This is a genomic window from Pseudomonas sp. B28(2017), assembly GCF_002113025.1.
Classification (GTDB): Bacteria; Pseudomonadota; Gammaproteobacteria; order Pseudomonadales; family Pseudomonadaceae; genus Aquipseudomonas.
The window spans coordinates 357,971-380,365 of sequence record NZ_NEJH01000003.1 but is presented as its reverse complement, the minus strand read 5'-3'; the positions used below and the strand labels follow the sequence as shown (position 1 = coordinate 380,365).

Annotated in this window: 19 protein-coding genes; 8 read left to right on the top strand and 11 right to left on the bottom strand. The window is 59.8% G+C overall.

The genetic code is table 11. The features are described 5' to 3' along the window. Positions 1–8: 8 nt before the first annotated feature. From ssuD to CAF65_RS10995, 6 genes are all read right to left on the bottom strand, one after another. On the bottom strand, positions 9–1,157 hold the full coding sequence (ssuD, locus tag CAF65_RS11020) for an FMNH2-dependent alkanesulfonate monooxygenase (RefSeq protein WP_085716302.1): 1,149 nt from the start codon (positions 1,155–1,157) through the stop codon (positions 9–11). A gap of 25 nt (positions 1,158–1,182) precedes the next feature. Continuing rightward, positions 1,183–2,148 (bottom strand): sulfonate ABC transporter substrate-binding protein, encoded by a 966-nt coding sequence (locus CAF65_RS11015; RefSeq protein ID WP_085716301.1) that lies wholly within the window; start codon positions 2,146–2,148, stop codon positions 1,183–1,185. Positions 2,149–2,237: 89 nt separating this feature from the next. Beyond that, positions 2,238–2,831 carry an NADPH-dependent FMN reductase gene (ssuE, locus tag CAF65_RS11010; RefSeq protein ID WP_085716300.1) on the bottom strand — a complete coding sequence of 198 codons (594 nt, stop codon included), beginning with the start codon at positions 2,829–2,831 and terminating at the stop codon, positions 2,238–2,240. Positions 2,832–3,159: 328 nt separating this feature from the next. Continuing rightward, positions 3,160–3,798, bottom strand: a complete 639-nt coding sequence (locus CAF65_RS11005; protein WP_085716299.1) for a peroxiredoxin — start codon at positions 3,796–3,798, stop codon at positions 3,160–3,162. 291 nt (positions 3,799–4,089) lie between these two features. Further along, positions 4,090–5,433 carry an OprD family porin gene (locus CAF65_RS11000; protein ID WP_085716298.1) on the bottom strand — a complete coding sequence of 448 codons (1,344 nt, stop codon included), beginning with the start codon at positions 5,431–5,433 and terminating at the stop codon, positions 4,090–4,092. Positions 5,434–5,845: 412 nt separating this feature from the next. Continuing rightward, positions 5,846–7,186: an OprD family outer membrane porin gene (locus tag CAF65_RS10995; RefSeq protein WP_085716297.1), complete on the bottom strand. Its 1,341-nt coding sequence runs from the start codon at positions 7,184–7,186 to the stop codon at positions 5,846–5,848. Positions 7,187–7,550: 364 nt separating this feature from the next. On the opposite strand from CAF65_RS10995, the gene tauA reads away from it, so the two are divergent. Continuing rightward, entirely contained in the window at positions 7,551–8,540 is a 990-nt protein-coding gene (gene tauA, locus CAF65_RS10985) for a taurine ABC transporter substrate-binding protein (RefSeq protein ID WP_085716295.1), read from the top strand. A 57-nt stretch (positions 8,541–8,597) separates the two neighbouring features. Here the strand turns inward: tauA and argA are convergent, their stop codons facing one another. Beyond that, positions 8,598–9,896: an amino-acid N-acetyltransferase gene (argA, locus tag CAF65_RS10980; protein ID WP_007978929.1), complete on the bottom strand. Its 1,299-nt coding sequence runs from the start codon at positions 9,894–9,896 to the stop codon at positions 8,598–8,600. A 259-nt stretch (positions 9,897–10,155) separates the two neighbouring features. After that, on the bottom strand, positions 10,156–11,304 hold the full coding sequence (gene argE, locus CAF65_RS10975) for an acetylornithine deacetylase (protein WP_085716294.1): 1,149 nt from the start codon (positions 11,302–11,304) through the stop codon (positions 10,156–10,158). Positions 11,305–11,461: 157 nt separating this feature from the next. Between argE and CAF65_RS10970 the strand changes: the two genes are divergently transcribed. Further along, the gene (locus CAF65_RS10970) at positions 11,462–12,829 is read left to right on the top strand and encodes an inorganic triphosphatase (RefSeq protein WP_085716293.1); all 1,368 of its coding nucleotides are present in this window, start codon (positions 11,462–11,464) and stop codon (positions 12,827–12,829) included. Between the two features lie 97 nt (positions 12,830–12,926). Here CAF65_RS10970 and CAF65_RS10965 read toward each other — a convergent pair whose 3' ends face one another. After that, complete coding sequence (locus CAF65_RS10965) at positions 12,927–13,391, bottom strand: Lrp/AsnC family transcriptional regulator (RefSeq protein ID WP_008015415.1); 465 nt, start codon at positions 13,389–13,391, stop codon at positions 12,927–12,929. 125 nt (positions 13,392–13,516) lie between these two features. Here CAF65_RS10965 and CAF65_RS10960 point away from each other — a divergent pair, with 125 nt between their 5' ends. The 5 genes from CAF65_RS10960 (at position 13,517) to CAF65_RS10940 (ending at position 17,577) form a co-directional block, all read left to right on the top strand. Continuing rightward, positions 13,517–13,855, top strand: coding sequence for a hypothetical protein (locus CAF65_RS10960; RefSeq protein WP_085716292.1), 339 nt, complete (start codon positions 13,517–13,519; stop codon positions 13,853–13,855). A gap of 90 nt (positions 13,856–13,945) precedes the next feature. Then, complete coding sequence (locus CAF65_RS10955; protein ID WP_085716291.1) at positions 13,946–15,730, top strand: GspE/PulE family protein; 1,785 nt, start codon at positions 13,946–13,948, stop codon at positions 15,728–15,730. Between the two features lie 82 nt (positions 15,731–15,812). Next, positions 15,813–16,733: an SPFH domain-containing protein gene (locus CAF65_RS10950; RefSeq protein WP_085716290.1), complete on the top strand. Its 921-nt coding sequence runs from the start codon at positions 15,813–15,815 to the stop codon at positions 16,731–16,733. A gap of 8 nt (positions 16,734–16,741) precedes the next feature. Continuing rightward, positions 16,742–17,191 carry an NfeD family protein gene (locus tag CAF65_RS10945; protein ID WP_085716289.1) on the top strand — a complete coding sequence of 150 codons (450 nt, stop codon included), beginning with the start codon at positions 16,742–16,744 and terminating at the stop codon, positions 17,189–17,191. Positions 17,192–17,259: 68 nt separating this feature from the next. Further along, positions 17,260–17,577 carry a DUF2388 domain-containing protein gene (locus CAF65_RS10940; RefSeq protein ID WP_085716288.1) on the top strand — a complete coding sequence of 106 codons (318 nt, stop codon included), beginning with the start codon at positions 17,260–17,262 and terminating at the stop codon, positions 17,575–17,577. A gap of 194 nt (positions 17,578–17,771) precedes the next feature. Here CAF65_RS10940 and gcvP read toward each other — a convergent pair whose 3' ends face one another. Continuing rightward, positions 17,772–20,645 carry an aminomethyl-transferring glycine dehydrogenase gene (gene gcvP, locus CAF65_RS10935; RefSeq protein WP_085716287.1) on the bottom strand — a complete coding sequence of 958 codons (2,874 nt, stop codon included), beginning with the start codon at positions 20,643–20,645 and terminating at the stop codon, positions 17,772–17,774. A 155-nt stretch (positions 20,646–20,800) separates the two neighbouring features. On the opposite strand from gcvP, the gene CAF65_RS10930 reads away from it, so the two are divergent. Continuing rightward, the gene (locus CAF65_RS10930; RefSeq protein ID WP_085716286.1) at positions 20,801–21,943 is read left to right on the top strand and encodes a DegT/DnrJ/EryC1/StrS aminotransferase family protein; all 1,143 of its coding nucleotides are present in this window, start codon (positions 20,801–20,803) and stop codon (positions 21,941–21,943) included. A gap of 47 nt (positions 21,944–21,990) precedes the next feature. Here the strand turns inward: CAF65_RS10930 and gcvH are convergent, their stop codons facing one another. Then, positions 21,991–22,380: a glycine cleavage system protein GcvH gene (gene gcvH / locus CAF65_RS10925; RefSeq protein WP_085716285.1), complete on the bottom strand. Its 390-nt coding sequence runs from the start codon at positions 22,378–22,380 to the stop codon at positions 21,991–21,993. Positions 22,381–22,395 lie beyond the last annotated feature (15 nt).

Sequence of the window (22,395 nt, the reverse complement as noted above, 5' to 3'; positions counted from 1 at the left end):
ACTGCGCCTCAGCTCTGGGACGCGGCTTTGGGCAGAATGTCGTTGGCGACCATCTCGCCGAACGGGCTGACGTAGCCGGCACTTTTCGGCAGTTCCGGGCGCTCGACATCGAGGTGCGGGAACAACAACTCCGCCACCCGATACGACTCTTCCAGGTGTGGGTATCCGGAAAAAATAAACGTGTCGATACCCAGGTCCGCGTACTCCTTCACGCGGGCGGCCACGGTCGGACCATCGCCCACCAGCGCCGTGCCGGCACCGCCGCGCACCAGACCAACACCGGCCCACAGGTTAGGACTGACCTCCAGATTGTCGCGGTTGCCGCCATGCAATGCGGCCATGCGTTGCTGGCCGACCGAATCGAAACGCGCCAGCGAAGCCTGGGCACGAGCGATGGTGTCGTCGTCGAGATGGGAGATCAGTCGATCCGCGGCTTGCCAGGCCTCATCGTTGGTTTCACGCACAATCACGTGCAGGCGAATACCGAAGCGCACGGTGCGTCCGAGCTTGGCGGCTTTGACGCGGACCTGTTCGATTTTTTCCGCGACGGCGGCCGGTGGTTCGCCCCAGGTCAGGACCATTTCCACCTGCTCTGCCGCCAGGTCTTGCGCGGCTTCCGACGAGCCGCCGAAGTACAGCGGCGGACGCGGCTGCTGGATTGGCGGATAGAGCAACTTCGCACCCTTCACGCTGATGTGCTGGCCGTCGTAATCGACGGTTTCGCCTTCCAGCACGCGGCGCCAGATGCGGGTGAACTCCACAGAGGCCTGGTAGCGCTCTTCGTGGCTAAGGAACAGACCATCGCCCGCCAACTCCTCCGGATCACCGCCCGTCACCAGGTTGAACAACGCCCGCCCGCCAGACAGCCGATCCAGGGTCGCGGCCTGACGCGCCGCCACCGTCGGGGAAATGATCCCGGGGCGCAGGGCGACAAGGAACTTCAGGCGCTGGGTCACCGGGATCAGCGACGCCGCCACCAGCCAAGAATCTTCGCAAGAGCGGCCAGTGGGAATCAGCACCCCACCGAAACCCAGGCGATCCGCCGCTTGCGCGACTTGTTGCAGGTAGCCGTGGTCGACGGCGCGGGCGCCTTCGGCGGTGCCAAGGTAATGGCCGTCGCCGTGGGTAGGCAGGAACCAGAAGATATTGAGGCTCATGGAGTGGTCTCCTTGGGGAATCGAATTATTGGGCTTTGGCCACGGCAGCCGGCGGCGTCCAGATCACGTCTTTGATGCTGAGCTGCTTTGGAATCAGCTTGAGCTGGTAAAAGCTGTCGGCGATTTTCTGCTGTGCGGCGACCACTTCAGGCGTGAGGAACAGCGCGCCGTAACCCTGGCGTTTCACCGAGGTCAGGGTGATGTCCGTCGACAGGCCGAGCAGTGGCGACACTTGCTGGGTCACGTCCTGGGGATTGGCCCTGGACCACTCGCCCACCGCCCGCACTTCTTCCACCAGGGTCTTGATCACCTCGGGATTCTTTTGCGCGTAAGGTTTGGTCGCCAGGTAGAACTGATGGTTGTCGACGATGCCCTGGCCATCACGCAGGGTGCGCGCTTGCAGTTGCTGTTCGGCGGCAGCCTGGTACGGATCCCAGATGACCCAGGCGTCGACGCTGCCACGCTCGAACGCGGCCCGGGCATCGGCCGGCGGCAGGAATACGGTCTGGATGTCGGTGTATTTGAGGCCGGCGTCTTCCAGTGCACGCACCAGCAAGTAGTGCACGTTGGAGCCTTTGTTGAGCACGACTTTCTTGCCCTTGAGCTCTGCCACCGACTTGATTGCCGAGTCCTTCGGCACCAGGATCGCCTCACTGTGCGGCGCTGGTGGTTCGTAGGCGACGTAAAGCAAATCGGCACCGGCCGCCTGAGCGAACACTGGCGGAGTCTCACCGGTAACGCCGAAGTCGATGGAGCCGACGTTCAAGCCTTCCAGCAGTTGAGGGCCACCGGGGAATTCGGTCCATTGCACGTCCACGCCTTGGGCAGCGAGGCGTTTTTCCAGGGTGCCCTTGGCTTTGAGCAGCACCAGGGTGCCGTATTTCTGATAGCCGATTCGCAATGTCTCGGCCTGAGCTTGAGTAATGGCGCCGAAGGTCAAAGCCGCAGCAAACAGAGCGACCAGACCACGACGCAAAATGACAGGGCGCATGGCGCTCTCCTTTTTGCAGTTGGGTTTTGGCTGCACCTGCTTGCCCGTTGGCGGGCGAGTAAGGCCAGTACTTCAATTTTCGGTGAGGCTTAAATGCTCCAGCGAGCACTCAACAAACGGTCATTCAACAGGTTCGGATCGAGCGGCTTGGGCCGTCGCGCCATGGCGCTGGAAAACTGCTCCAGCGCTTCATGTAGACGTTGCTCCAGCTCCGGTGCCAATTGCGCCAGGGCGCTGCCTTCGCCGTAAGCGATCTGGCTGTCGACGGCGAAAATCCCCTGCAGCATTTCCTGGGCCTTCAATGCCGACAGCACCGGCTTGAGCGCGTAATCCACCACCAGCATGTGGGCGATGCTGCCGCCAGTGGCCATTGGCAAAACAACCTTGTGGCTCAGGGCGCGTTCGGGCAGCAGGTCCAGCACGACTTTCAGGGCTCCGGAAAACGATGCCTTGTAAACCGGTGTGGCGATCAGCAGGCCATCGGCGTTTTCAATCTGTTGCAGCAGGTCGATTACCTTGGGGCTGTCGAAGCGTGCGTGCAGCAAGTCCTCGGCCGGGAAGTCCCGCACCTGATAACTCACCACTTCCACGCCCTGCTCTTGTAACCATTGCCGGGAGCGATCCAACAGCACCCCTGAACGAGAGCGCTGACTGGGACTGCCACCGAGTGAAACAACCAACATTCAGACGATTCCTTGCGTAGGGCTGGCGATTCGCGGTTTGCGATCTCGCTTCGATGGAGTGACCTTAACAGCTGATTAATATATCCATAAATCATATTTATTCATTTGGTTATGCCTTTATGAGATATGAAAACTCATTTCTTCCAGGCAAAAAAACAGGCCGTCGAAACGGCCTGAAATCCCCTGCTTTGTGGGTACAAATTTTGAGTCCTGTTGCGTCTGAACGGGCGCCATCGCGAGCAAGCTCGCTCCCACAGGGGTACGCGATCAACTGTGGGGCGAGCCTGCTCGCGTTGGCGGCATCAGTTGCGCCAAAAATGCTGAAGACTTACCGGTTCGGCTGTGGCGTCAGGCGCAAGTAAGGCTTAACGGCACGATAACCCTTGGGAAAGCGCTGTTTGATTTCATCCTCATCCTTGAGCGACGGCACGATCACCACTTCGTCACCGTCCTGCCAGTTGGCCGGCGTGGCCACCTTGAAGTTGTCGGTGAGTTGCAGCGAGTCGATCACCCGCAGAATTTCATTGAAATTGCGGCCGGTGCTCGCCGGGTAGGTAATCGTCAGCCTGACCTTTTTGTTCGGGTCGATCACGAACAGGGAACGCACGGTCAGGGTGTCGTTGGCGTTGGGATGGATCAGGTCGTAGAGATCCGAGACCTTGCGGTCGGCGTCATCCAGGATTGGAAAATTGACCACGGTGTCCTGGGTTTCGTTGATGTCCTCGATCCACCTGTGGTGCGACTCGACGGGGTCCACGGACAGGGCGATAGCCTTGACGCCGCGCGCCGCGAATTCCTCCTTGAGCCTGGCGGTGAAACCCAGTTCGGTGGTGCACACTGGCGTGAAATCCGCCGGATGGGAAAACAGCACACCCCAGCTATCGCCCAGCCACTGGTGGAATCGGATGATGCCGGCGCTGGAGTTCTGTTCGAAATCGGGGGCGATGTCGCCAAGTCTGAGACCCATGGTGCTGCTCCTTTTGAGTGCTTGATGGGTTCAACTGTGCCTGTGTTTTTTATCTATTAAAAAGAATAAATATCGATTTATTTAGATCATAATGAAATATTAAAGATCTGTTCACTGGACGCGCGCGAACAACCCGCCGAACATCGGCCACAAGGTTCGAGAAGGCCTTGAGTTGCTGCAAAGAGGGAACTTCAAGACGGGATTACGGGGGTGAACCCGTCTTGAAAATGTAAAAGCCCCGCCCGGTGCAATACCGGGCGGGGCTTTTTTGTCTCGGTTACGCGAGCGCTATTACAACAGCGGGATCGAGTAGCTGACGATCAGGCGGTTTTCGTCCTGCGAACGGGTGTTCGGCAGGTCGGTGCGCCAGGTAGCGTTTTTCCACGCCAGACCCAGGTTCTTCAGCGGACCTTCCTGAACGACGTAAGCCACGCTCAGATCGCGCTCCCACTCGGAAGCACCATTGGCCGCCTCGCCACCCTTGGCGTTGACGGTGTCGATATCGTCGCCATGCAAGTACACCAGACCCGCCGTCAGGCCAGGTACGCCGACCTTGGCGAAGTCGAACGAGTAGCGTGCCTGCCAGGTCTTCTCGCCGGCACGGCCGAACTTCTGGATTTGCGAGTCAGTGATGGTGTAGTTCGACGAACCGTCGCCCTGGTTCAGCCAAGGGAAGTCGCTGCTGCCGTTGCTGACCTGGTATCCGCCACCGAAGGTGTGACCGGCAACGCTGTACAGGAACAGGCCGCTGTACAGGTTGTTGTCGACCTTGCCTTTACCGTTGGCTGCACCGCTGTAGTTGCCAGTGCTGAAGAACAGAGGGTCGTGACCGTTGGCACCGTCGTCGGAGCTGTTGAAGTAACGGAAGTCCGACTTCAACACGCCAGGGCCGATAGCCCAGTTGTGAACCAGACCCAGGAAGTGTTGCTTGTAGAACTCTTCCAGGTTGCCGTAGTAGTACTGGGCAGTCAGGTCCTTGGTGATCTTGTAGTCGCCACCGGCATAGATGAACTTGTTACTGTCGCGGAATTTGGTGCCGCGAGTGTTCGCGCCCGAAATCGACATCTGCTCATTGTTGCTGGAGTTACGGCCTTTGACGGCTTCGATCTGGCCACCGACCAGCGTCAGATCCTTGATGTCGCCGGACGTGATCTGGCCACCCTGCCAGGTTTGCGGCAGCAAGCGGCCATCGTTGGTCACGATCACCGGGTTTTTCGGCTGCAGGGTGCCCAGCTTCAGTTCGGTCTGGGAAACCTTGGCTTTGGCGGTCAGGCCCAGGCTGGAGAAATCATCTACCGCCTCGCCGTTGGATTTACTCGGGAAAACCGTGCCGCCGTAAGAGGTCGCCGTGGCGCCGTTGGTGCCGCCACCCGAATCCAGCTTGACGCCCAACAGGCCGATCGCATCGATACCGAAGCCGACGGTGCCCTGGGTGTAGCCGGAGATGAAACGCAGATCGAAGCCCTGGCCCCATTCTTCGTTCTTGTTGGCACCGGCACCGTCACGGTAGTCAGTGTTGATGTAGAAGTTACGCAGCCCCAATGTTGCCTTGCTGTCTTCGATAAAACCCGCGGCGCTTGCCTGCTGGGCTAATACCCCGACGGCCACAGCCATGGCCAGGGTGGACTTGTTCATGTTTCGCTCCTCTCGTTTCTAATTCTGATGTTTCTGGTCCCGAATCGATTGCCCGGGATCCTGAATGCATAATTTCGCGGCAAACCGTCTAAGCCGGTCGTTTTGCGGGCCGCAGGATACATGGCATTAAAGCCAAAAAGAATTTATTGAGCCTTTTTAATATCACTATGGAATATGACTTCCCACGGCAGAACCGAGGTATCGGCACCAAGGCCGATTCCTGAACCTGATCGATTGTCGAGGGACGAAATTGCCAAATCCGAGCTCAGGGATGAGTGTCGGACAGGCGCACTTTAGTGTGCGGATAAAAAAACTAAAAAGAATAAAAAAGAAATAGCATCTTTGTTTATGGAATATAAAGCTCTGTACGAAAAAAAGCCCCGCCAATGGACGGGGCTTTTTCTTGTGGCTATTACATGAAGCTGTAGGTGTAGTTGAAGATCAGACGGGTCTGGTCTTGATCAAGGGTGCTGGTGTTGCCACGGTAGGTACCGTGACGCAGCGTCGTACCAAAGCCTTTCAGCACGCCCGTTTGGATCACGTAGTCAATACGCGCGTCAGTCTCGTGCTCGCTCAGGTCTTTGCCAACACCGTTGGTAGCCTTGATGTCCTGGCCGTTCAGGTAAGCAATCGAAGCTTTCAGGCCTGGTACGCCCAGGGAGGCGAAGTCATAGGAGTACTGACCGTACGTGGTGTTTTCACCGGCGCGGATGAAGCTGCCCACCGTGGCATCGGTAAACGAGTAGAAGCTGGAGCCGCCGGCACCTTCCTGGCGACCTTTGTCATCGATCAGGCTGCCCTGGTTCAGGAACACGAAGCCGCCGTCATCGTTGACACGCTGATGGCCGAGCAGGAACGCGCTGCCACCCAGGGTATAGGTGAATGTGGCGCTCCAGGTCTTGTTATCGACCTCGCCCGGGTTCTTGGCGAAACCGTTGTTGTTGTTGAAACGGAAACCTGGGTCACCGTTCTTGCCGTCGGAGCTGCTGTCGAAGTAGCGAATATCGGTCTTGAACGACTGGTTGGCCGCGATCGGGTAGACGTGCACCAGGCCGAGGAAGTTCTGTTTGTAGAAGTCTTCCAGGTTCGCGTAGTAGTACTGCAGCAGGAGGTCTTTGGTGACCTTCCAGTCGGCACCGGCGTAACGGAACTGGTTGCTGTCCTCAGTCGCGCCAGCCACAGACAGGCCAGTGCGGTTCGAGGAGGCACGACCCGACGCGTGCTCCAGTTGACCCAGGTTGAAGGTCACGTTGTCGATTTCTTTGGAGGTGATGGTGCCACCGTCAAAGGTCTGCGGCAGCAAACGGCTGTCGTTCGCGATCAGGATCGGCAGGTTAGGTGCCAGAGCACCACCCAGGTGGGCTTCGGTCTTCGAGAAGCGCGCCTTGACGTTGCCATCCAGACGGCTCCACTCGTCGGCCGCCTCTTTGCCATCGCTAGGGAAGAAGGAGTTGGCATTACCGGTCGGGTGATGTCCCTTGCCGCCATCCAGGTGGATACCCACCAGAGCCTGGGCGTCGATACCAAAACCTACGGTACCCTGGGTAAAACCGGACAGGTAATCGAACTTCAGACCCTCTGCGGTTTCTCGCTGACGGTTAGCAGGCGTGCTCGCACCTTCGCGCACATCGGCGTCGTAATACATGGTGCGAGAGCTGATGGAAGCCTTGCTGTCTTCCAGGAACCCCGCGGCGCCTGCCTGCTGCGCCAAAACCCCTATGGCCACGGCCAAAGCCAAGTTGGACTTGTTCATTGTGTAGCTCCTCTCGATTCTAATTCTTGTATTCCTGGTCTCGAGTCGACGCCCGAAATCCTAAGATGCGCGATTAGCGCCAGACCGTGACCCATAAGTCAATCGTAACCATATGTGTCTACGACCATAGTCTAATCCCCGATTTTTTGGTCCCTGCAGGGTCATGATTTCGTCATGAACCTGAAAAGAATTACCCGATTCTTTTCTAATACCGTTTAGGAATTTAGCTCCCCACTGCACGATTACCCCAGAATAGACGGTTCTGCCCATAAGCTAATTACTAAACGGTATTTATTTTCTATTTTTTAGATCGTTTAGTTTCCTACATAAATCGGAAACAAATCCTTTACCCAAAGGCGATCCCATGACGACCAAACGCGCACTATCCGGATCAATTGTTACAGTTTGTGTATCGCTGGCATTTTCTTTCACGGCACAGGCAGCGAACCTCACCGTCGGCTATCAAACCGGAATCGACCCCAGCAAAGTCCCCCAGGCCGATGGCCTTTATGAAAAAACCATCGGCCAGCCCATCGACTGGCGGCGCTTCAACAGCGGTCCGGAAGTGGTCACGGCGATTGCCTCGGGCGATGTGCAAATCGGCAATCTCGGCTCCAGTCCGCTGGCCGCTGCCGCCTCGCGCAACCTGCCGATCGTCGCGTTCATCGTCTCGGCCCAGATCAATGCCGCCGAAGCGCTGGTGGTACGCAACGGCAGCGGCATTGAAAAACCGCAAGATCTGATCGGAAAGACCATCGCCACGCCTTTCGTTTCAACCTCCCACTACAGCCTGCTCGGTGCGCTGAAACACTGGGGCCTGGACAGCTCGAAAGTCAAAGTGGTGAACCTGCAGCCGGCGGAAATCGCGGCAGCCTGGAAGCGCGGCGATATTGATGGCGCGTTTGTCTGGTCGCCCGCCCTGGGGGAAATCCGCAAGACTGGCAAGACCCTGACCGACGCTGCGCAGGTAGGCCAATGGGGTGCACCAACCTTTGAGGTCTGGGTGGCGCGCAAGGATTACGCCGAAAAACATCCGGAGGTCGTGGCCAAGTTCGCCAGGGTCACCCTGGATTCGTTCGCCGACTATGCCGCCCACAAGGACCAATGGACCGTTGATTCGGTGCCCGTCCAGAAAATCGCCAAACTGACCGGCGCCAACGCCGCTGATGTACCGGAGCTATTGGCCGGTTCCGCCTTCCCGGATGCCAAGGCACAACAGAGCACCGCGCTGCTGGACGGAGGCACGGCCAAGGCCATTGGCGAGACGGCGAAGTTCTTGAAGGAACAAGGGAAGGTTGAAACGGTGCTGCCGGATTATTCGCCGTATGTCAGCGCGAAGTTTGTCACCCAGTAACTCCACCGACCTCTGTAGGAGCGTCGACCGACTGCTCCTACAGGGACCGTACCCTGATCAAAGGGCTTTTTCGAAGATCTTCGAATTACGCTGATAGTTGTACAGCGACGCCCGCGCAGACGGCAGTCGGTCGACACTGCTCGGTTCGAAACCACGTTCGCGGAACCAGTGCGCGGTGCGGGTGGTCAGGACGAACAAGGTTTTCAACCCCTGCGCCCGTGCGCGGGTTTCGATACGCTCCAGCAACTCATCGCCGCGACCGCCATGGCGGTATTCCGGATTCACCGCCAGGCAGGCCAGCTCACCCGCATCCGAGTCGGCAATCTGATACAGCGCTGCACAGGCGATGATCATGCCTTCGCGTTCAACCACACTGAATTGCTCGATCTCGCGCTCCAGCACCTCGCGGGAACGGCGCACCAGGATGCCTTGCTCTTCCAGCGGACTGATCAAGTCCAGCAAACCACCGACGTCTTCAATGGCCGCTTCGCGTACCACTTCGAACTGTTCCTGGGCCACCAGCGTACCGCCACCATCGCGGGTGAACAGTTCGGTCAACAGTGCACCGTCTTCGGCATAACTGACGATATGGCTGCGGGCCACACCGCCACGGCAAGCTTCGGCAGCGGCGTCCAGCAATTCAGCCTGATAGTTACTGCCCAGCCGTTGCAGATGCGCCGGCACTTGCTGCGGACGCAGTTCGCGCACCAGGCGCCCGTGCTCGTCGATCAGGCCCAGGTCAGCGCCGAACAGCAGCAGCTTGTCCGCACCCAGGTCGATGGCCGCACGGGTGGCGACGTCTTCACAGGCAAGGTTGAAAATCTCCCCGGTCGGCGAATAGCCCAGCGGCGACAGCAGCACGATGGAGCGCTCGTCCAGCAGACGATTGATGCCCTTGCGGTCGACCCGGCGCACTTCGCCGGTGTGGTGATAGTCGACGCCTTCAAGCACGCCGATTGGCCGTGCCGTCACCAGGTTGCCGCTGGCTACCCGCAGGCGCGAGCCCTGCATTGGCGACGAAGCCATGTCCATCGACAGGCGAGCCTCGATGGCAATGCGCAACTGGCCAACCGCGTCGATCACGCACTCCAGGGTCGCGGCATCGGTGATACGCATGCCGTGGTGGTAATGCGGGGTCAGGCCACGGGCGGCGAGGCGCGCTTCGATTTGCGGCCGGGAGCCGTGAACCAGCACCAGACGCACACCCAGGCTATGCAACAGCACCAGGTCGTGGACGATATTGCCGAAATTCGGGTGTTCAACGCCATCGCCGGGCAGCATGACGACAAAGGTGCAATCGCGGTGGGCGTTGATGTAAGGCGAAGCGTGACGAAGCCAATTGACGTATTCGGGCATGAACCTGGGCCTGTAATAAATAGCAGCCGAAAAAAGGGCGAAACTGAAAACGCACAGCGGGCTGATGGTTATCGTCGGAACAGGCTTGGCGACACGCGCGCTCTCCTCATGAATACGGGTTGGGACATCGGCAATTTAACTGCAAAACCCTGTAGGAGCGAGCTTGCTCGCGATGGATTTGAGGTCGCCGCGTTCTTTCAGGCAATACTCGTCATCGTTAACGTCCATCGTCGGAACGCCGCCCGGAGCAAGCTCGCTCCTACAGGGGTGTCAGGCAATAGTGCTCGATCAGTTGCCTTAATAGATGCACCGTAGGCTGCAAACGTGACATTTCGAGGTACTCCCCCGGCTGGTGGGCGCAGGCGATATCACCCGGGCCAAGCACCAGCGTTTCACAGCCAAGGCGCTGAAGATAAGGTGCTTCGGTGCCGAATGCCACTGCTTCGGCGCTGTGGCCGGTAAGCCTTTCGGCAAGGCGCACCAGCTCTGCGTCCTCGGCCTGCTCGAATGACGGCACTTCGGGGAACAACGGCGCGTAATCGATCTTGACCTGATGCCGCTCGGCAACCGGCTTGAGCTTCTGCAGGATCTCGGCGCGCAGGACCTTGGGGTCCATGCCGGGCAGCGGCCGCAGATCGAACTCCAGCGAACACTGGCCGCAGATGCGGTTGGGATTGTCGCCGCCATGGATGCAGCCGAAATTCATCGTGGGCGTCGGCACGCCAAACTGTGGATTGCGAAATTCGCGCTGCCATAACAAGCGCAGGCCACGCAGTTCACCGATGGCATCGTGCATGGCTTCCAGGGCGCTGTGGCCCAGGCGCGGGTCGGAGGAATGGCCGCTCTGACCGAGGATGTCGATGCGCTCCATCATGATGCCTTTGTGCATGCGGATCGGCTTGAGCCCGGTCGGCTCGCCGATCACCGCCGCCCGCCCCAGCGGTCGTCCCGCTTCGGCCAGTGCGCGAGCGCCGGCCATCGAGCTTTCTTCATCGCAGGTGGCGAGAATCAGCAACGGCTGTTTGAACGGCTGATCGAGCAGCGGTATGACTGCCTCGATCGCCAGGGCAAAAAAACCCTTCATGTCGCAACTGCCCAGGCCAACCCAACGACCGTCGACTTCAGTCAGCTTCAGCGGGTCGGTTTGCCACAGCGCAGCGTCGAACGGCACAGTGTCGCTGTGCCCGGCCAGCACCAGGCCGCCGGGGCCGGAACCGAAACTGGCCAGCAGGTTGAACTTGCCGGGGCTGACCTGCTGGATCTCACAGGTAAAACCCAGCTCACCGAGCCACGTCGCCAGCAGATCGATGACCGGGCGGTTGGTCTGATCGAGACTGGGTTGGGTGCAACTGACGGACGGTGCAGCGATCAGCGCAGCGAATTGTTCTTTCATCGACGGCAATGGCATCGCTGACTCCCGGCTCCCGAATTGAGGTCCATCATAGAACCAACCGATGACAGGAATAAACCGTCGCGGCGCGTACTAACCTTGAGTCCTGTACACTGCACGACCTTGGCAGCCACACATTCCCCCGGCTGCGCTCCCGATCCTGGATTTTCCGGCCATGCAGAAAGAAACCGAAATCAAACTCCGCGTCAGCCGCGAAACCCTCGCCGCCCTGCGCGAGCACCCATTACTGAAAAAACGCAACAAAAGTGGCTGGGAACGCCGTGAGTTGATGAACCAGTACTTCGACACGCCCGAGCGTGACCTGGCCCAGGCCAAGGTCGCCCTGCGCCTGCGCAAGGATGGCGACGAAGTGATCCAGACCCTCAAGACCCGCGGCCAGAGCGTCGCCGGTCTGTCGGTACGTAACGAGTACGACTGGAACCTGCCCAAAGCCAAGCTTGACCTGAAGAAACTCGACGGCGAATGCTGGCCCGAGGAACTGGCCGAACTTGACAAGAAAACCCTGAAGCCAATCTTCACCACCGACTTCGTCCGCGAACGCGCGGAAATCGCCTGGGGTCGTGGCAAGACCAAAGTGGTCATCGAAGCCGCGCTGGACCTGGGTCACGTCGTGGTCGGCAAGCAGAAAGAAGAAATCTGCGAGCTGGAACTGGAACTGCGTGAAGGCGAGCCGGCCGCGTTGCTGGAACTGGCCGCCGAGCTGGCCGAGAAACTGGCCCTGATGCCATGCGACATCAGCAAGGCCGAGCGCGGTTATCGCTTGTACGACGCCCATAGTTATTCGTTGAGCCTGCCGGCGCCGCAGATCACCGCCGAAACGCCGCTGGACGACGCGTTCGCCGCACTGTGCTGGCATTTGCTGGGCAGCAGCCAGCGTCTGGCCGAGCAGTATCGCTTCAACGGCCATTGGCGCCTGTTGCAGGACTGGGTCGAAAGCCTCGCGGAATTGCGCGCGCTGATCAGCAGCCTGGGCCAGGCCGCTCCGCGTCAGTCAACCCACGACCTGCGTATCGCCCTCGATGCCTTGCTGGAGGACTGGCGTCCGCTGGTCCAGGCCGGCCTGGATGATGAAGACGTGCGCAAGGCCGCACCCGAGCAGTTCCTCGAAGAACTCGAAGACCCGCGCTGGGGCCTGTTCTCCCTGAGCACCTCGCGCTGGTTGCTGGCCCACACCTGGGCCGCCGACCGCAACACCCGTGGCAATCGCCAGGGCGCTGCGCAACTGGGCAGCTGGTTGCCGCGCCTGCTGGGCGAAGAAGCCAACTCGCTGCAATTGCAGCGCTACCAGCAACAGCCGGAAGACCTGGCCGAGCAACTGCCGCGCATCGAACGCATCCAGGTCTGGCTGCACCATGCGCGTAGCGTGCTGGAGATCCCGGAAATGGATCGCCTGTACGGTGAGCTGAACAAGCTGGCACAACTGGCCAACGAATCGATCACCGATGAAGTCCTGGATGCGCGCAAGCAGCAGGCAATTGCGGTGTATCAGACCCGTGCCTGGAAAATGTTGCTGCGTCTGTAATACCGCCTTCGCGAGCAGGCTCGCTCCCACAGGATTTATGCGGTCATTGTGGGAGCGAGCCTGCTCGCGAAGAGGCCGGCACATTCACCGCAAAATCTCAGACCGGCAAACTGGTAGTCGACTTGATCTCCGACAACGCCACGATCGAATTGACCTCCTGGATCCCCGGCACCATCGACAGCTTCTCAAAGAAGAAGCGCTCATACGCCTCGATGTCCGCCGTGACAATCCGCAGCAGGAAATCCACCGCCCCCATCAACACGTAGCACTCCAGCACTTCCGGAAAGCCGCGAATCGCCTCGGTGAATTCGGTGAAGTTCGAACGCCCGTGAGCATTGAGTTTCACCTCGGCGAAGATCTGCGTGTTCAGGCCGATTTTCTTGCGGTCAAGCAAGGTCACCTGGCCGCGAATAATGCCCTCCTCTTTCATCCGCTGAATCCGCCGCCAGCACGGCGATTGCGAGAGCCCCACCTGCTCGGCGATCTGCGCGCTGGAAAGCGAAGCATCCTCTTGCAGCAAGGCGAGGATCTTGCGGTCGTAGCTATCCAGCTCGCTCTGCATAAAAAACCCTTTTCTGATCGTCAAGCGAATTGATTAATTCTAAATTCCTGCAATGTTGCCAATCATAGAGAAGAAATGCCCGGCACAGGATGTAAACATTTCTCCAGTTATTCTGGAGCCTGACCATGCCGTATCTCGAAGCCGTGAACACCCCACCTGCCCGTGCCGATGTCTGGAACGTCGGCAACGCCCATTGCCGCGTTCGCTATCAAATGCTGGCCGAGGCAGAACCCGACCTGCTGTGTCGCGCCCTCAACCTGTTCGCCTTGCAATTGCTCACGCCGGAACAGGTCAACGTGCAGCGCCAGGACGACTGGCTGGTCATCGAGATCGTCATCGACGGTTTAAGCTGGCACCGTGCGCAAGTGATTGCGGAAAAACTTCGCAACCTGATCAGCGTCTGCTCGGTGGAGCTGCAAGAAGCTGATCCTGCATGGGCCGAAGCGGTTCAAGCGGCGGGCTGAAAAACGCCGAAATGGCTTTATCGGGTAGTGGCCCAGCGGTCAGTCGGGCCACGGCTATCCTTTGCGGACTGTCGTTCAAAAGGAGCCCGCATGTCCGTACAAATCGCCCTTCAGGACCGCTGGCTGGATCTCAATGATGTGCTGCGCGAACTGGTCGCCCAGGGCTTTATCAGCCAGGATTCGGCCGAACACGCGCTCAATGCCCGCCGCCGCAACGCCACCCATGGCCAGATGCATCCGCTGGAGTTCATCGCCAGCCAACAACTGGACGACCTCAGCCGTCCCGGCAAACCGCTGGACCTCGAAAGCCTGACCCTGTGGCTGTCCCGGCAGGCCGGTCAGCCTTACCTGCGCATCGATCCGTTGAAAATCAACGTCGCGGCCGTAACCCCGCTGATGTCCTATGCCTTCGCCCAGCGCCACAAGATCCTCGCGGTAGCGATCGATCGCGATGCGGTGACCGTGGCCAGCGCCCAGCCTTATGTCAGCGGCTGGGAAGCTGACCTGACCCATGTGCTCAAATTGCCGATCAAGCGCGTGGTGGCCAACCCGGTGGAGATCCAGCGCTTGAGCGTCGAATTCTTCCGCCTGGCCAAATCGGTCACCGGGGCGAACAGCGCCGACCCGCAAGTCAGTACCCTCGGCAATTTCGAACAGTTGCTCAACCTCGGCGCCAGCGACCAGGAGCCGGACGCCAACGACGCACACATCGTCAATATCGTCGACTGGCTATTCCAGTACGCGTTCCAGCAACGCGCCAGCGACATCCACATCGAACCCCGGCGCGAGGAAGGCACGGTGCGCTTTCGCATCGACGGTGTGCTGCACAACGTCTATCAATTCCCGCCCCAGGTCACCATGGCCATCGTCAGTCGCCTGAAAACCCTGGGGCGCATGAACGTCGCAGAGAAACGCAAACCCCAGGACGGCCGGGTGAAAACCAAGACCCCGGACGGGGGCGAAGTCGAACTGCGTCTGTCGACACTGCCCACCGCCTTCGGCGAAAAAATGGTCATGCGGATCTTCGACCCGGAAGTCCTGCTCAAGGACTTCGATCAGCTCGGGTTTTCTGTCGACGACCTGCGCCGCTGGCAGGACATGACCCGCCAGCCCCACGGCATCATCCTCGTTACCGGGCCGACGGGTTCGGGCAAGACCACCACCCTCTACACCACCCTGAAAAAACTGGCGACGCCGCAGGTCAATCTCTGCACCATCGAAGACCCGATTGAAATGGTCGAGCCGGCGTTCAACCAGATGCAGGTCCAGCACAATATCGACCTGACCTTCGCCACCGGCGTGCGCGCGCTGATGCGGCAAGACCCGGACATCATCATGATCGGCGAGATCCGCGACCTTGAAACCGCGGAAATGGCGATCCAGGCTGCGCTCACCGGGCACCTGGTACTGTCGACCCTGCACACCAACGATGCACCCGGTGCCATCAGTCGCCTGCTGGAACTCGGCGTGCCGCATTACCTGATCAAGGCCACGGTGCTTGGCGTCATGGCCCAGCGACTGGTGCGAACCCTGTGCCCGCACTGCAAGGCGCCGCTGACGCTGGGCGAAGACGACTGGCAAACCCTGACCCGCCCCTGGCAGGCACCATTGCCGGGCAATGCCCAGCGTGCCGTCGGTTGCCTGGAATGCCGCGACACCGGTTATCACGGTCGCGCCGGGGTCTACGAAATCATGCAACTGAGCGATGGCATCAAAGCGTTGATAAGTCCCGATACCGATCTACTGGCCGTGCGGCGGCAGGCATTCAAGGAAGGCATGCGCAGCCTGCGGCTGTCTGGGGCGCAAAAGGTCGCCGCCGGGTTGACGACCATCGAGGAAGTTCTGCGAGTGACACCCCAGAGCGAGCAGAACTGAGCCGGCTGTTCCTATCCGGCATGGCCCCGCTACACTCCAGCGAGTGCAACTCCACAGATCCACACGTCAACAAGGAATCGTTATGCAGATCGGTAGTGTGCTTTTGCTTTTTGTCGGCTTGGTGGTCGCCATTCTGTTCATGGGTTTCAAGGTCGTGCCCCAGGGCTTTGAATGGACCGTCGAGCGTTTCGGGCGCTACACCAACACGCTCAAGCCGGGGCTGAACGTCATCGTTCCGGTCATGGACCGCATCGGTCGCAAGATGAACGTGATGGAAAGCGTGCTGGATATTCCGCCACAGGAAGTCATCACCGCCGACAACGCCACGGTGCAGATCGACGCCGTGTGTTTCTTCCAGGTGGTCAACACGGCCCAGGCCGCCTATGAGGTCAACAACCTCGAACACGCCATCCGCAACCTGCTGCAAACCAACATCCGTACGGTGCTCGGCTCGATGGAGCTCGACGCCATGCTCAGCCAGCGTGACGCCATCAACGAAAAACTGCTGCGCACCGTCGATGAAGCGACCGCGCCGTGGGGCATCAAGATTACCCGGATCGAAATCAAGGACATCAGCCCGCCCACCGACCTGATGGCGGCAATGTCGGGGCAGATGAAAGCCGAGCGGATCAAGCGTGCGCAAATTCTGGAAGCTGAAGGCCTGCGTGCTGCAGCGATCCTGACCGCAGAAGGCAAGAAGCAGGCACAGATCCTCGAAGCCGAAGGCAGCCGGCAAGCCGCTTTCCTGGAGGCCGAAGCCCGCGAGCGACAAGCCCAGGCAGAAGCCCAGGCTACCAAAGTGGTGTCCGAGGCCATCGCCAGCGGCAACGTGCAAGCGGTCAATTACTTCGTGGCGCAGAAGTACATCGATGCGCTGGGCAAGTTGTCTTCGGCCAACAACAGCAAAGTGATCCTGATGCCGCTGGAGGCCAGCTCGATGATCGGTGCAGTGGGCGGCATTGGCGAAATCGTCAAGGCCACTTTCGATAACAAGAAAGCCTGAGGCGCGTCATGTGGGCATTTTTGCAGCACCTTTCGTTCTGGGACTGGTTGGCGCTGGGCACGGTGCTGTTGATTCTCGAGGTGTTCGGCGCTGGCGGCTACCTGTTGTGGATCGGCATGGCGGCGGCAGCCGTGGGCGTATTGACCTTTCTCTTGCCGAGCCTGTCCTGGGAATGGCAATTTCTGTTGTTCGGCCTGTTGTCGATCGCCACCGCGTTGTACTGGTGGCGGCGTCAGCGCACGGCCACGCGCCCGAGCGATCAGCCGCACCTGAATCTGCGTGGCCAGGAACTGATCGGCAAAACCTTCGTAGTGCATGAAGCGATCGTCGACGGCCGCGGCAAAATCAAGGTGGCCGACGGCGTGTGGATGGCCCGTGGACCGGACACTGCCATTGGCAGCCGTGTGCGGGTGGTTGGCCAGCAAGGCGCAGTCCTGCTGGTCGAAGCGGCGGAATAGGCGGCCACGGAACTCGATTGGGGGTTGGCAATCCAAGGGCGTAGTTAACCCAGTGGAGTCACCCTTTCATGCGTTTCAAACTTGCTGTCGCTACCGTCGCCCTGTTGTCTTTGCCTGTCGGTTCGGCGATGGCCGATACTTTTTGGCGTAACGTTCTTACATCCGGCGCAACCACCGGTTCGAGCTATCTGACGTCCAGGGATAACAAGCTGATCGTCGCGGCACAGGACGACGCCAGCAGTTTCGTCGCCAGCGACGGCGGTATCCGCGGCCCGTACCTGGAATCGGCCATACAGAAAGTCCGCGCCGCCAACCCGGGCCTGCAAGCCACGGACATGGAACTGGCGAACGCGATCCTGGCGAAGAATGCCGTGGCTTCGGAATAAGTAATACCCGCAAAAAATGCCGCTCACATGAGCGGCATTTTTTTGCGCTGCATACACAGATTCCAAATTCACCAAGCCACCTGTGGGAGCGAGCCTGCTCGCGATGAGGCCAGCACATTCAACATCTTTGTAGACTGTCAGGCCGCTTTCGCGAGCAGGCTCGCTCCCACAATGGTTATGTGTTGCCTGGGAGATCAACGGTAATCATCCACCGGCACACACGCACAAAACAGGTTCCGGTCCCCATACACGTTGTCCACCCGGTTCACCACCGGCCAGTATTTGTGAGCCTTGGTGTGCTCGTCCGGCGTGACCGCTTGCTCGATACTGTATGGCCGCTCCCACACTCCGGTGATATCGGCCAATGTGTGCGGCGCACCTTTCAACGGGTTTTCTTCAGCCGGCCAGTTTCCATTTTGCACTTCGTTGATTTCTGCGCGAATGCTCAGCATTGCTCCGATAAACCGGTCCAGCTCCGCCTTCGATTCACTTTCGGTCGGTTCGACCATCAGCGTCCCTGGCACCGGAAATGACATGGTCGGGGCATGGAAGCCGTAATCCATCAGGCGCTTGGCGACATCCTCTTCGGTGATACCGGTCAATGCCTTGAGCGGTCGCAGGTCGAGAATGCATTCGTGAGCCACTCGTTCGTTGCGCCCGGTGTACAGCACCGGGAACGCTCCCGACAAATGCCGCGCCAGGTAATTCGCGGCGAGGATCGCCACTTCGCTGGCGTCCGCCAATTGCGGCCCCATCATGGCGATGTACATCCAGCTGATCGGCAAAATACTCGCGCTGCCCCAGGGCGCTGCGCTGACGGCACCGTTTTGCGGGTGCGGCCCTTCGATCGGCACCACCGGATGGTTGGCCACGAACGGTGCCAGATGCGCCCGGACGCCAATCGGCCCCATGCCCGGCCCACCGCCACCATGAGGAATGCAGAAAGTCTTGTGCAGGTTCATGTGCGAGACATCGGCGCCAATATCGGCCGGCCGCGCCAGTCCGACCTGAGCGTTGAGGTTGGCGCCATCCATGTACACCTGACCGCCATGCTGGTGGATCACTTCACAGATTTCGCTGATACCTTCCTCATACACGCCATGGGTCGAAGGATAGGTCGCCATCAGGCAGGCGAGTTTTTCTGCGGCCTGCGCGGCTTTTTCCTTGAGGTCATCCAGGTCGACGTTGCCCGCCTCGTCACACTCGACGATCACCACGCGCATCCCGGCCATTTGCGCCGACGCGGGATTGGTGCCGTGAGCCGACGAAGGAATCAGGCAAATATCACGACCGCCCTGATGCCGACTCTCATGGTATTTGCGGATCGCCAGCAGCCCGGCATATTCGCCCTGGGCGCCGGAGTTGGGCTGCATGCAGATCGCATCGAAACCGGTGATCGCGCACAGCCAGCGCTCCAGTTCTTCGATCATCAACCCATACCCGGCAGCCTGTTCTTTCGGCACGAAAGGGTGCAGGTTGGCGAACTGGGGCCAGGTGATCGGGATCATCTCGCTGGTGGCGTTCAGTTTCATGGTGCAGGAGCCCAGCGGGATCATCGATTGATTGAGCGCCAGGTCCTTGTTTTCCAGTTGTTTGAGGTAGCGCAGCATCTCGGTTTCGCTGTGATGGGCGCTGAACACGGGGTGGCGCAGATAAGGCGAAGTTCGCGCCAATCCGTCGGGAATTCCGCCAGGCAAGACTTCGGCATCCAGATCCTCGACGCTGAGTCCGTGATCGGCCCCCAGAAATACGTCGAACAGCTTCGCCACGGTGCCTTCGTCGCAGGTCTCGTCGAGGCTCAAGCCCAATTGACCGCGCCCGAGAATGCGCAGATTGATCTGCGCGGCCCGGGCACTTTCGATGATGGCGGTCTGGGTTCCGCCGACCTCCAGCGTCAGGGTATCGAAGAAGTGCCGGTTGACCCGGGTAATGCCGTTGCGCTCAAGCCCGGCGGCAAGGATGCAAGTCAGCCGGTGAACCCGCTGGGCGATCCGCTTGAGCCCATCCGGGCCGTGATAGACCGCATAAAAACTGGCGATATTGGCCAGCAGCACCTGAGCCGTGCAGATGTTGGAGTTGGCCTTCTCCCGGCGGATGTGTTGCTCGCGGGTTTGCAAGGCCATGCGCAGCGCAGTGTTGCCCCGCGCATCTTTCGAAACACCGATGATCCGCCCGGGAATCGCTCGTTTGTATTCATCGCGGCTGGCAAAAAATGCCGCATGGGGCCCGCCGTAGCCCATGGGCACGCCAAATCGCTGGGACGAGCCGAACACCACATCGGCGCCCAGTTCACCCGGAGGGGTCAACAACAACAGGCTCAGTAAATCCGTGGCAACGCAGGCCAGGGCCTGTTGCGCGTGCAGGTGATCAATCAGCGGCCGCAGGTCGTGGATCTCGCCGTGGGTGTCAGGGTATTGCAGCAGCGCGCCGAACACCTGGTGCTGCTTCAAGTTATCCACAGTGTCGACGATCAGCTCGAAGCCGAAGCCTTCAGCGCGGGTCTGCACCACGGAAATGGTTTGCGGATGGCAGTTTTCGTCGACAAAGAACAGGTTGCTTTTGGACTTGGCGACCCGCTTGGCCAGGGCCATGGCTTCCGCCGCGGCAGTGGCCTCATCAAGCAGCGAGGCATTGGCCAGCTCAAGACCGGTCAGGTCGATGGTCAGTTGCTGGAAATTCAGCAGTGCTTCGAGCCGCCCTTGGGCGATCTCCGGCTGATAGGGTGTGTACGCGGTGTACCAGCCGGGATTTTCCAGCACGTTACGCAAAATGACGGCCGGTGTGAGGGTGCCGTGGTAGCCCATGCCGATCAGGCTGGTCCAGACCTGGTTCTGCTCGGCATAACCGCGAAGCTTGGCCAGCGCGGCTTCTTCATCGAGTGCCGGGGGCAGGTCAAGCGCCCGGTTGAGGCGGATGCCTGGCGGTACGGTTTGCTCGATCAACTCGACCCGGCTGCCCAGGCCGAGGCTGTCGAGCATCGCCTGTTGCTCGACGGCATCGGGGCCGAGGTGGCGGCGCAGAAAGGCATTGGGGTCGCGTAACTGGCTCAGGGATGGCAACTGGGACATGACGGGCTCTCTCTTGACTGGCGCTCAGCGTCGATGCAACACGGTCAAACCAGCATAGCAGTCGATATCCGCGTGGATGACGTAGCGCGGCGATCCAATCCGGATCATCATGTGCGGCGTCAACCTAATGTCCGCTGATCGGGTGATCTGTATCCATGAGCCAACTGCCGTTCCTGCCGTTTTCCAAACCCACCATCGATGAAGCCACGATTGCCGCTGTCGGCGACGTATTGCGCTCGGGCTGGATCACCAGCGGCCCCAAGGTCCAGGCCTTCGAAGCGCAACTCTCGGAGTATTTCGGCGGGCGCCCGGTGCGCACCTTCAATTCCGGCACCTGCACCATGGAAATCGCCTTGCGTATTGCCGGGGTCGGGCCGGGCGATGAAGTGATCACCACGCCTATTTCCTGGGTGGCCACCGCTAACGTCATCCTGGAAGTCGGCGCCACCCCGGTGTTTGCCGACATCGACCCGGTGACCCGCAATATCGATCTGGATCAACTGGAAGCGGCGATTACCCCCCGCACCAAAGCCATCATCCCGGTGTATCTCGCCGGGTTGCCCGTGGACATGACGCGGTTGTACGCCCTCGCGAAAAAGCACGGTCTGCGGATCGTCGAAGATGCGGCCCAGGCATTGGGCTCCAGCTGGAACGGCCGGCGCATTGGCTCGACCGGTGATTTCGTGTCCTTCAGTTTCCAGGCGAACAAAAACGTCACCTCCTCCGAGGGTGGTTGCCTGGTGTTGAATACGGCCGAAGAAGTACGACTGGCAGAGAAATACCGGCTGCAGGGCGTTACCCGCAACGGCTTCGATGGCCTGGACGTCGATGTGCTGGGTGGCAAGTTCAACATGACCGACGTCGCCGCAGCCATTGGCCTGGGGCAATTTGCCCATATCGAAGCGATCACCGCTCATCGCCGCGACCTGGCCCGGCACTATTTCGCCTGCTTTGGCGACAATTTCGAAGCTCAGTACGGAGCGCAACTGCCGCCAGCGGATTTCACCCACAGCAACTGGCATTTGTTCCAGCTGGTACTGCCGGAGCGTACGGATGGCAAAGCGGCGCGTGCGACGTTCATGGAGCAGATGCAGGCAATGGGTGTCGGGATCGGCTATCACTACCCGCCGATTCACCTGTTGAGCCTTTACCGCGAGCGCGGATTCAAGGAAGGCATGTTCCCGGTCGCCGAGCGGGTCGGCCGGCTGATTGTCTCGTTGCCAATGTTCACGGCAATGAGTAAAGCGGATGTCGAGCGTTCGGTGGCGGCGGTGAAAGCGGTTTTGCGCGACGCCTGAGCCCGCAATGAAAAAGCCCCGACGGATCGGGGCTTTGGGATGTTGCGTCAGGGCTTTTCGCCAATGGCAGCCTTGTAGCCGGCGGCATCCAGCAGTTTTTCCAGGTCTGCAGCGTTGCTTGGCTTGAGCTTGAAGATCCAGGCACCGTACGGATCGGAGTTGAGCAGCTCAGGCTCACCGCTCAGCGCTTCGTTGACCGCGATCACTTCGCCGGCAATCGGGGAGTAGATATCAGAAGCGGCCTTGACCGATTCAACGACACCAGCCTGATCTTCAGCGGCAAATACGTTGCCGACTTCAGTCAGCTCGACGAACACCACATCACCCAGCGCTTCCTGCGCGTGATCGCTGATGCCCACGGTGACGGTGCCGTCGGCTTCCAGGCGCGCCCATTCATGACTTTCGGCAAAACGCAGGTCGGCGGGGATATTGCTCATGTTCTGTGTCCTCAG

Coding starts and splice junctions, on each gene's coding strand:
- ssuD (WP_085716302.1), bottom strand. CDS start 1,157: ATGAGCCTCAATATCTTCTGGTTCCTGCCTACCCACGGCGACGGCCAT.
- CAF65_RS11015 (WP_085716301.1), bottom strand. CDS start 2,148: ATGCGCCCTGTCATTTTGCGTCGTGGTCTGGTCGCTCTGTTTGCTGCG.
- ssuE (WP_085716300.1), bottom strand. CDS start 2,831: ATGTTGGTTGTTTCACTCGGTGGCAGTCCCAGTCAGCGCTCTCGTTCA.
- CAF65_RS11005 (WP_085716299.1), bottom strand. CDS start 3,798: ATGGGTCTCAGACTTGGCGACATCGCCCCCGATTTCGAACAGAACTCC.
- CAF65_RS11000 (WP_085716298.1), bottom strand. CDS start 5,433: ATGAACAAGTCCACCCTGGCCATGGCTGTGGCCGTCGGGGTATTAGCC.
- CAF65_RS10995 (WP_085716297.1), bottom strand. CDS start 7,186: ATGAACAAGTCCAACTTGGCTTTGGCCGTGGCCATAGGGGTTTTGGCG.
- tauA (WP_085716295.1), top strand. CDS start 7,551: ATGACGACCAAACGCGCACTATCCGGATCAATTGTTACAGTTTGTGTA.
- argA (WP_007978929.1), bottom strand. CDS start 9,896: ATGCCCGAATACGTCAATTGGCTTCGTCACGCTTCGCCTTACATCAAC.
- argE (WP_085716294.1), bottom strand. CDS start 11,304: ATGCCATTGCCGTCGATGAAAGAACAATTCGCTGCGCTGATCGCTGCA.
- CAF65_RS10970 (WP_085716293.1), top strand. CDS start 11,462: ATGCAGAAAGAAACCGAAATCAAACTCCGCGTCAGCCGCGAAACCCTC.
- CAF65_RS10965 (WP_008015415.1), bottom strand. CDS start 13,391: ATGCAGAGCGAGCTGGATAGCTACGACCGCAAGATCCTCGCCTTGCTG.
- CAF65_RS10960 (WP_085716292.1), top strand. CDS start 13,517: ATGCCGTATCTCGAAGCCGTGAACACCCCACCTGCCCGTGCCGATGTC.
- CAF65_RS10955 (WP_085716291.1), top strand. CDS start 13,946: ATGTCCGTACAAATCGCCCTTCAGGACCGCTGGCTGGATCTCAATGAT.
- CAF65_RS10950 (WP_085716290.1), top strand. CDS start 15,813: ATGCAGATCGGTAGTGTGCTTTTGCTTTTTGTCGGCTTGGTGGTCGCC.
- CAF65_RS10945 (WP_085716289.1), top strand. CDS start 16,742: ATGTGGGCATTTTTGCAGCACCTTTCGTTCTGGGACTGGTTGGCGCTG.
- CAF65_RS10940 (WP_085716288.1), top strand. CDS start 17,260: ATGCGTTTCAAACTTGCTGTCGCTACCGTCGCCCTGTTGTCTTTGCCT.
- gcvP (WP_085716287.1), bottom strand. CDS start 20,645: ATGTCCCAGTTGCCATCCCTGAGCCAGTTACGCGACCCCAATGCCTTT.
- CAF65_RS10930 (WP_085716286.1), top strand. CDS start 20,801: ATGAGCCAACTGCCGTTCCTGCCGTTTTCCAAACCCACCATCGATGAA.
- gcvH (WP_085716285.1), bottom strand. CDS start 22,380: ATGAGCAATATCCCCGCCGACCTGCGTTTTGCCGAAAGTCATGAATGG.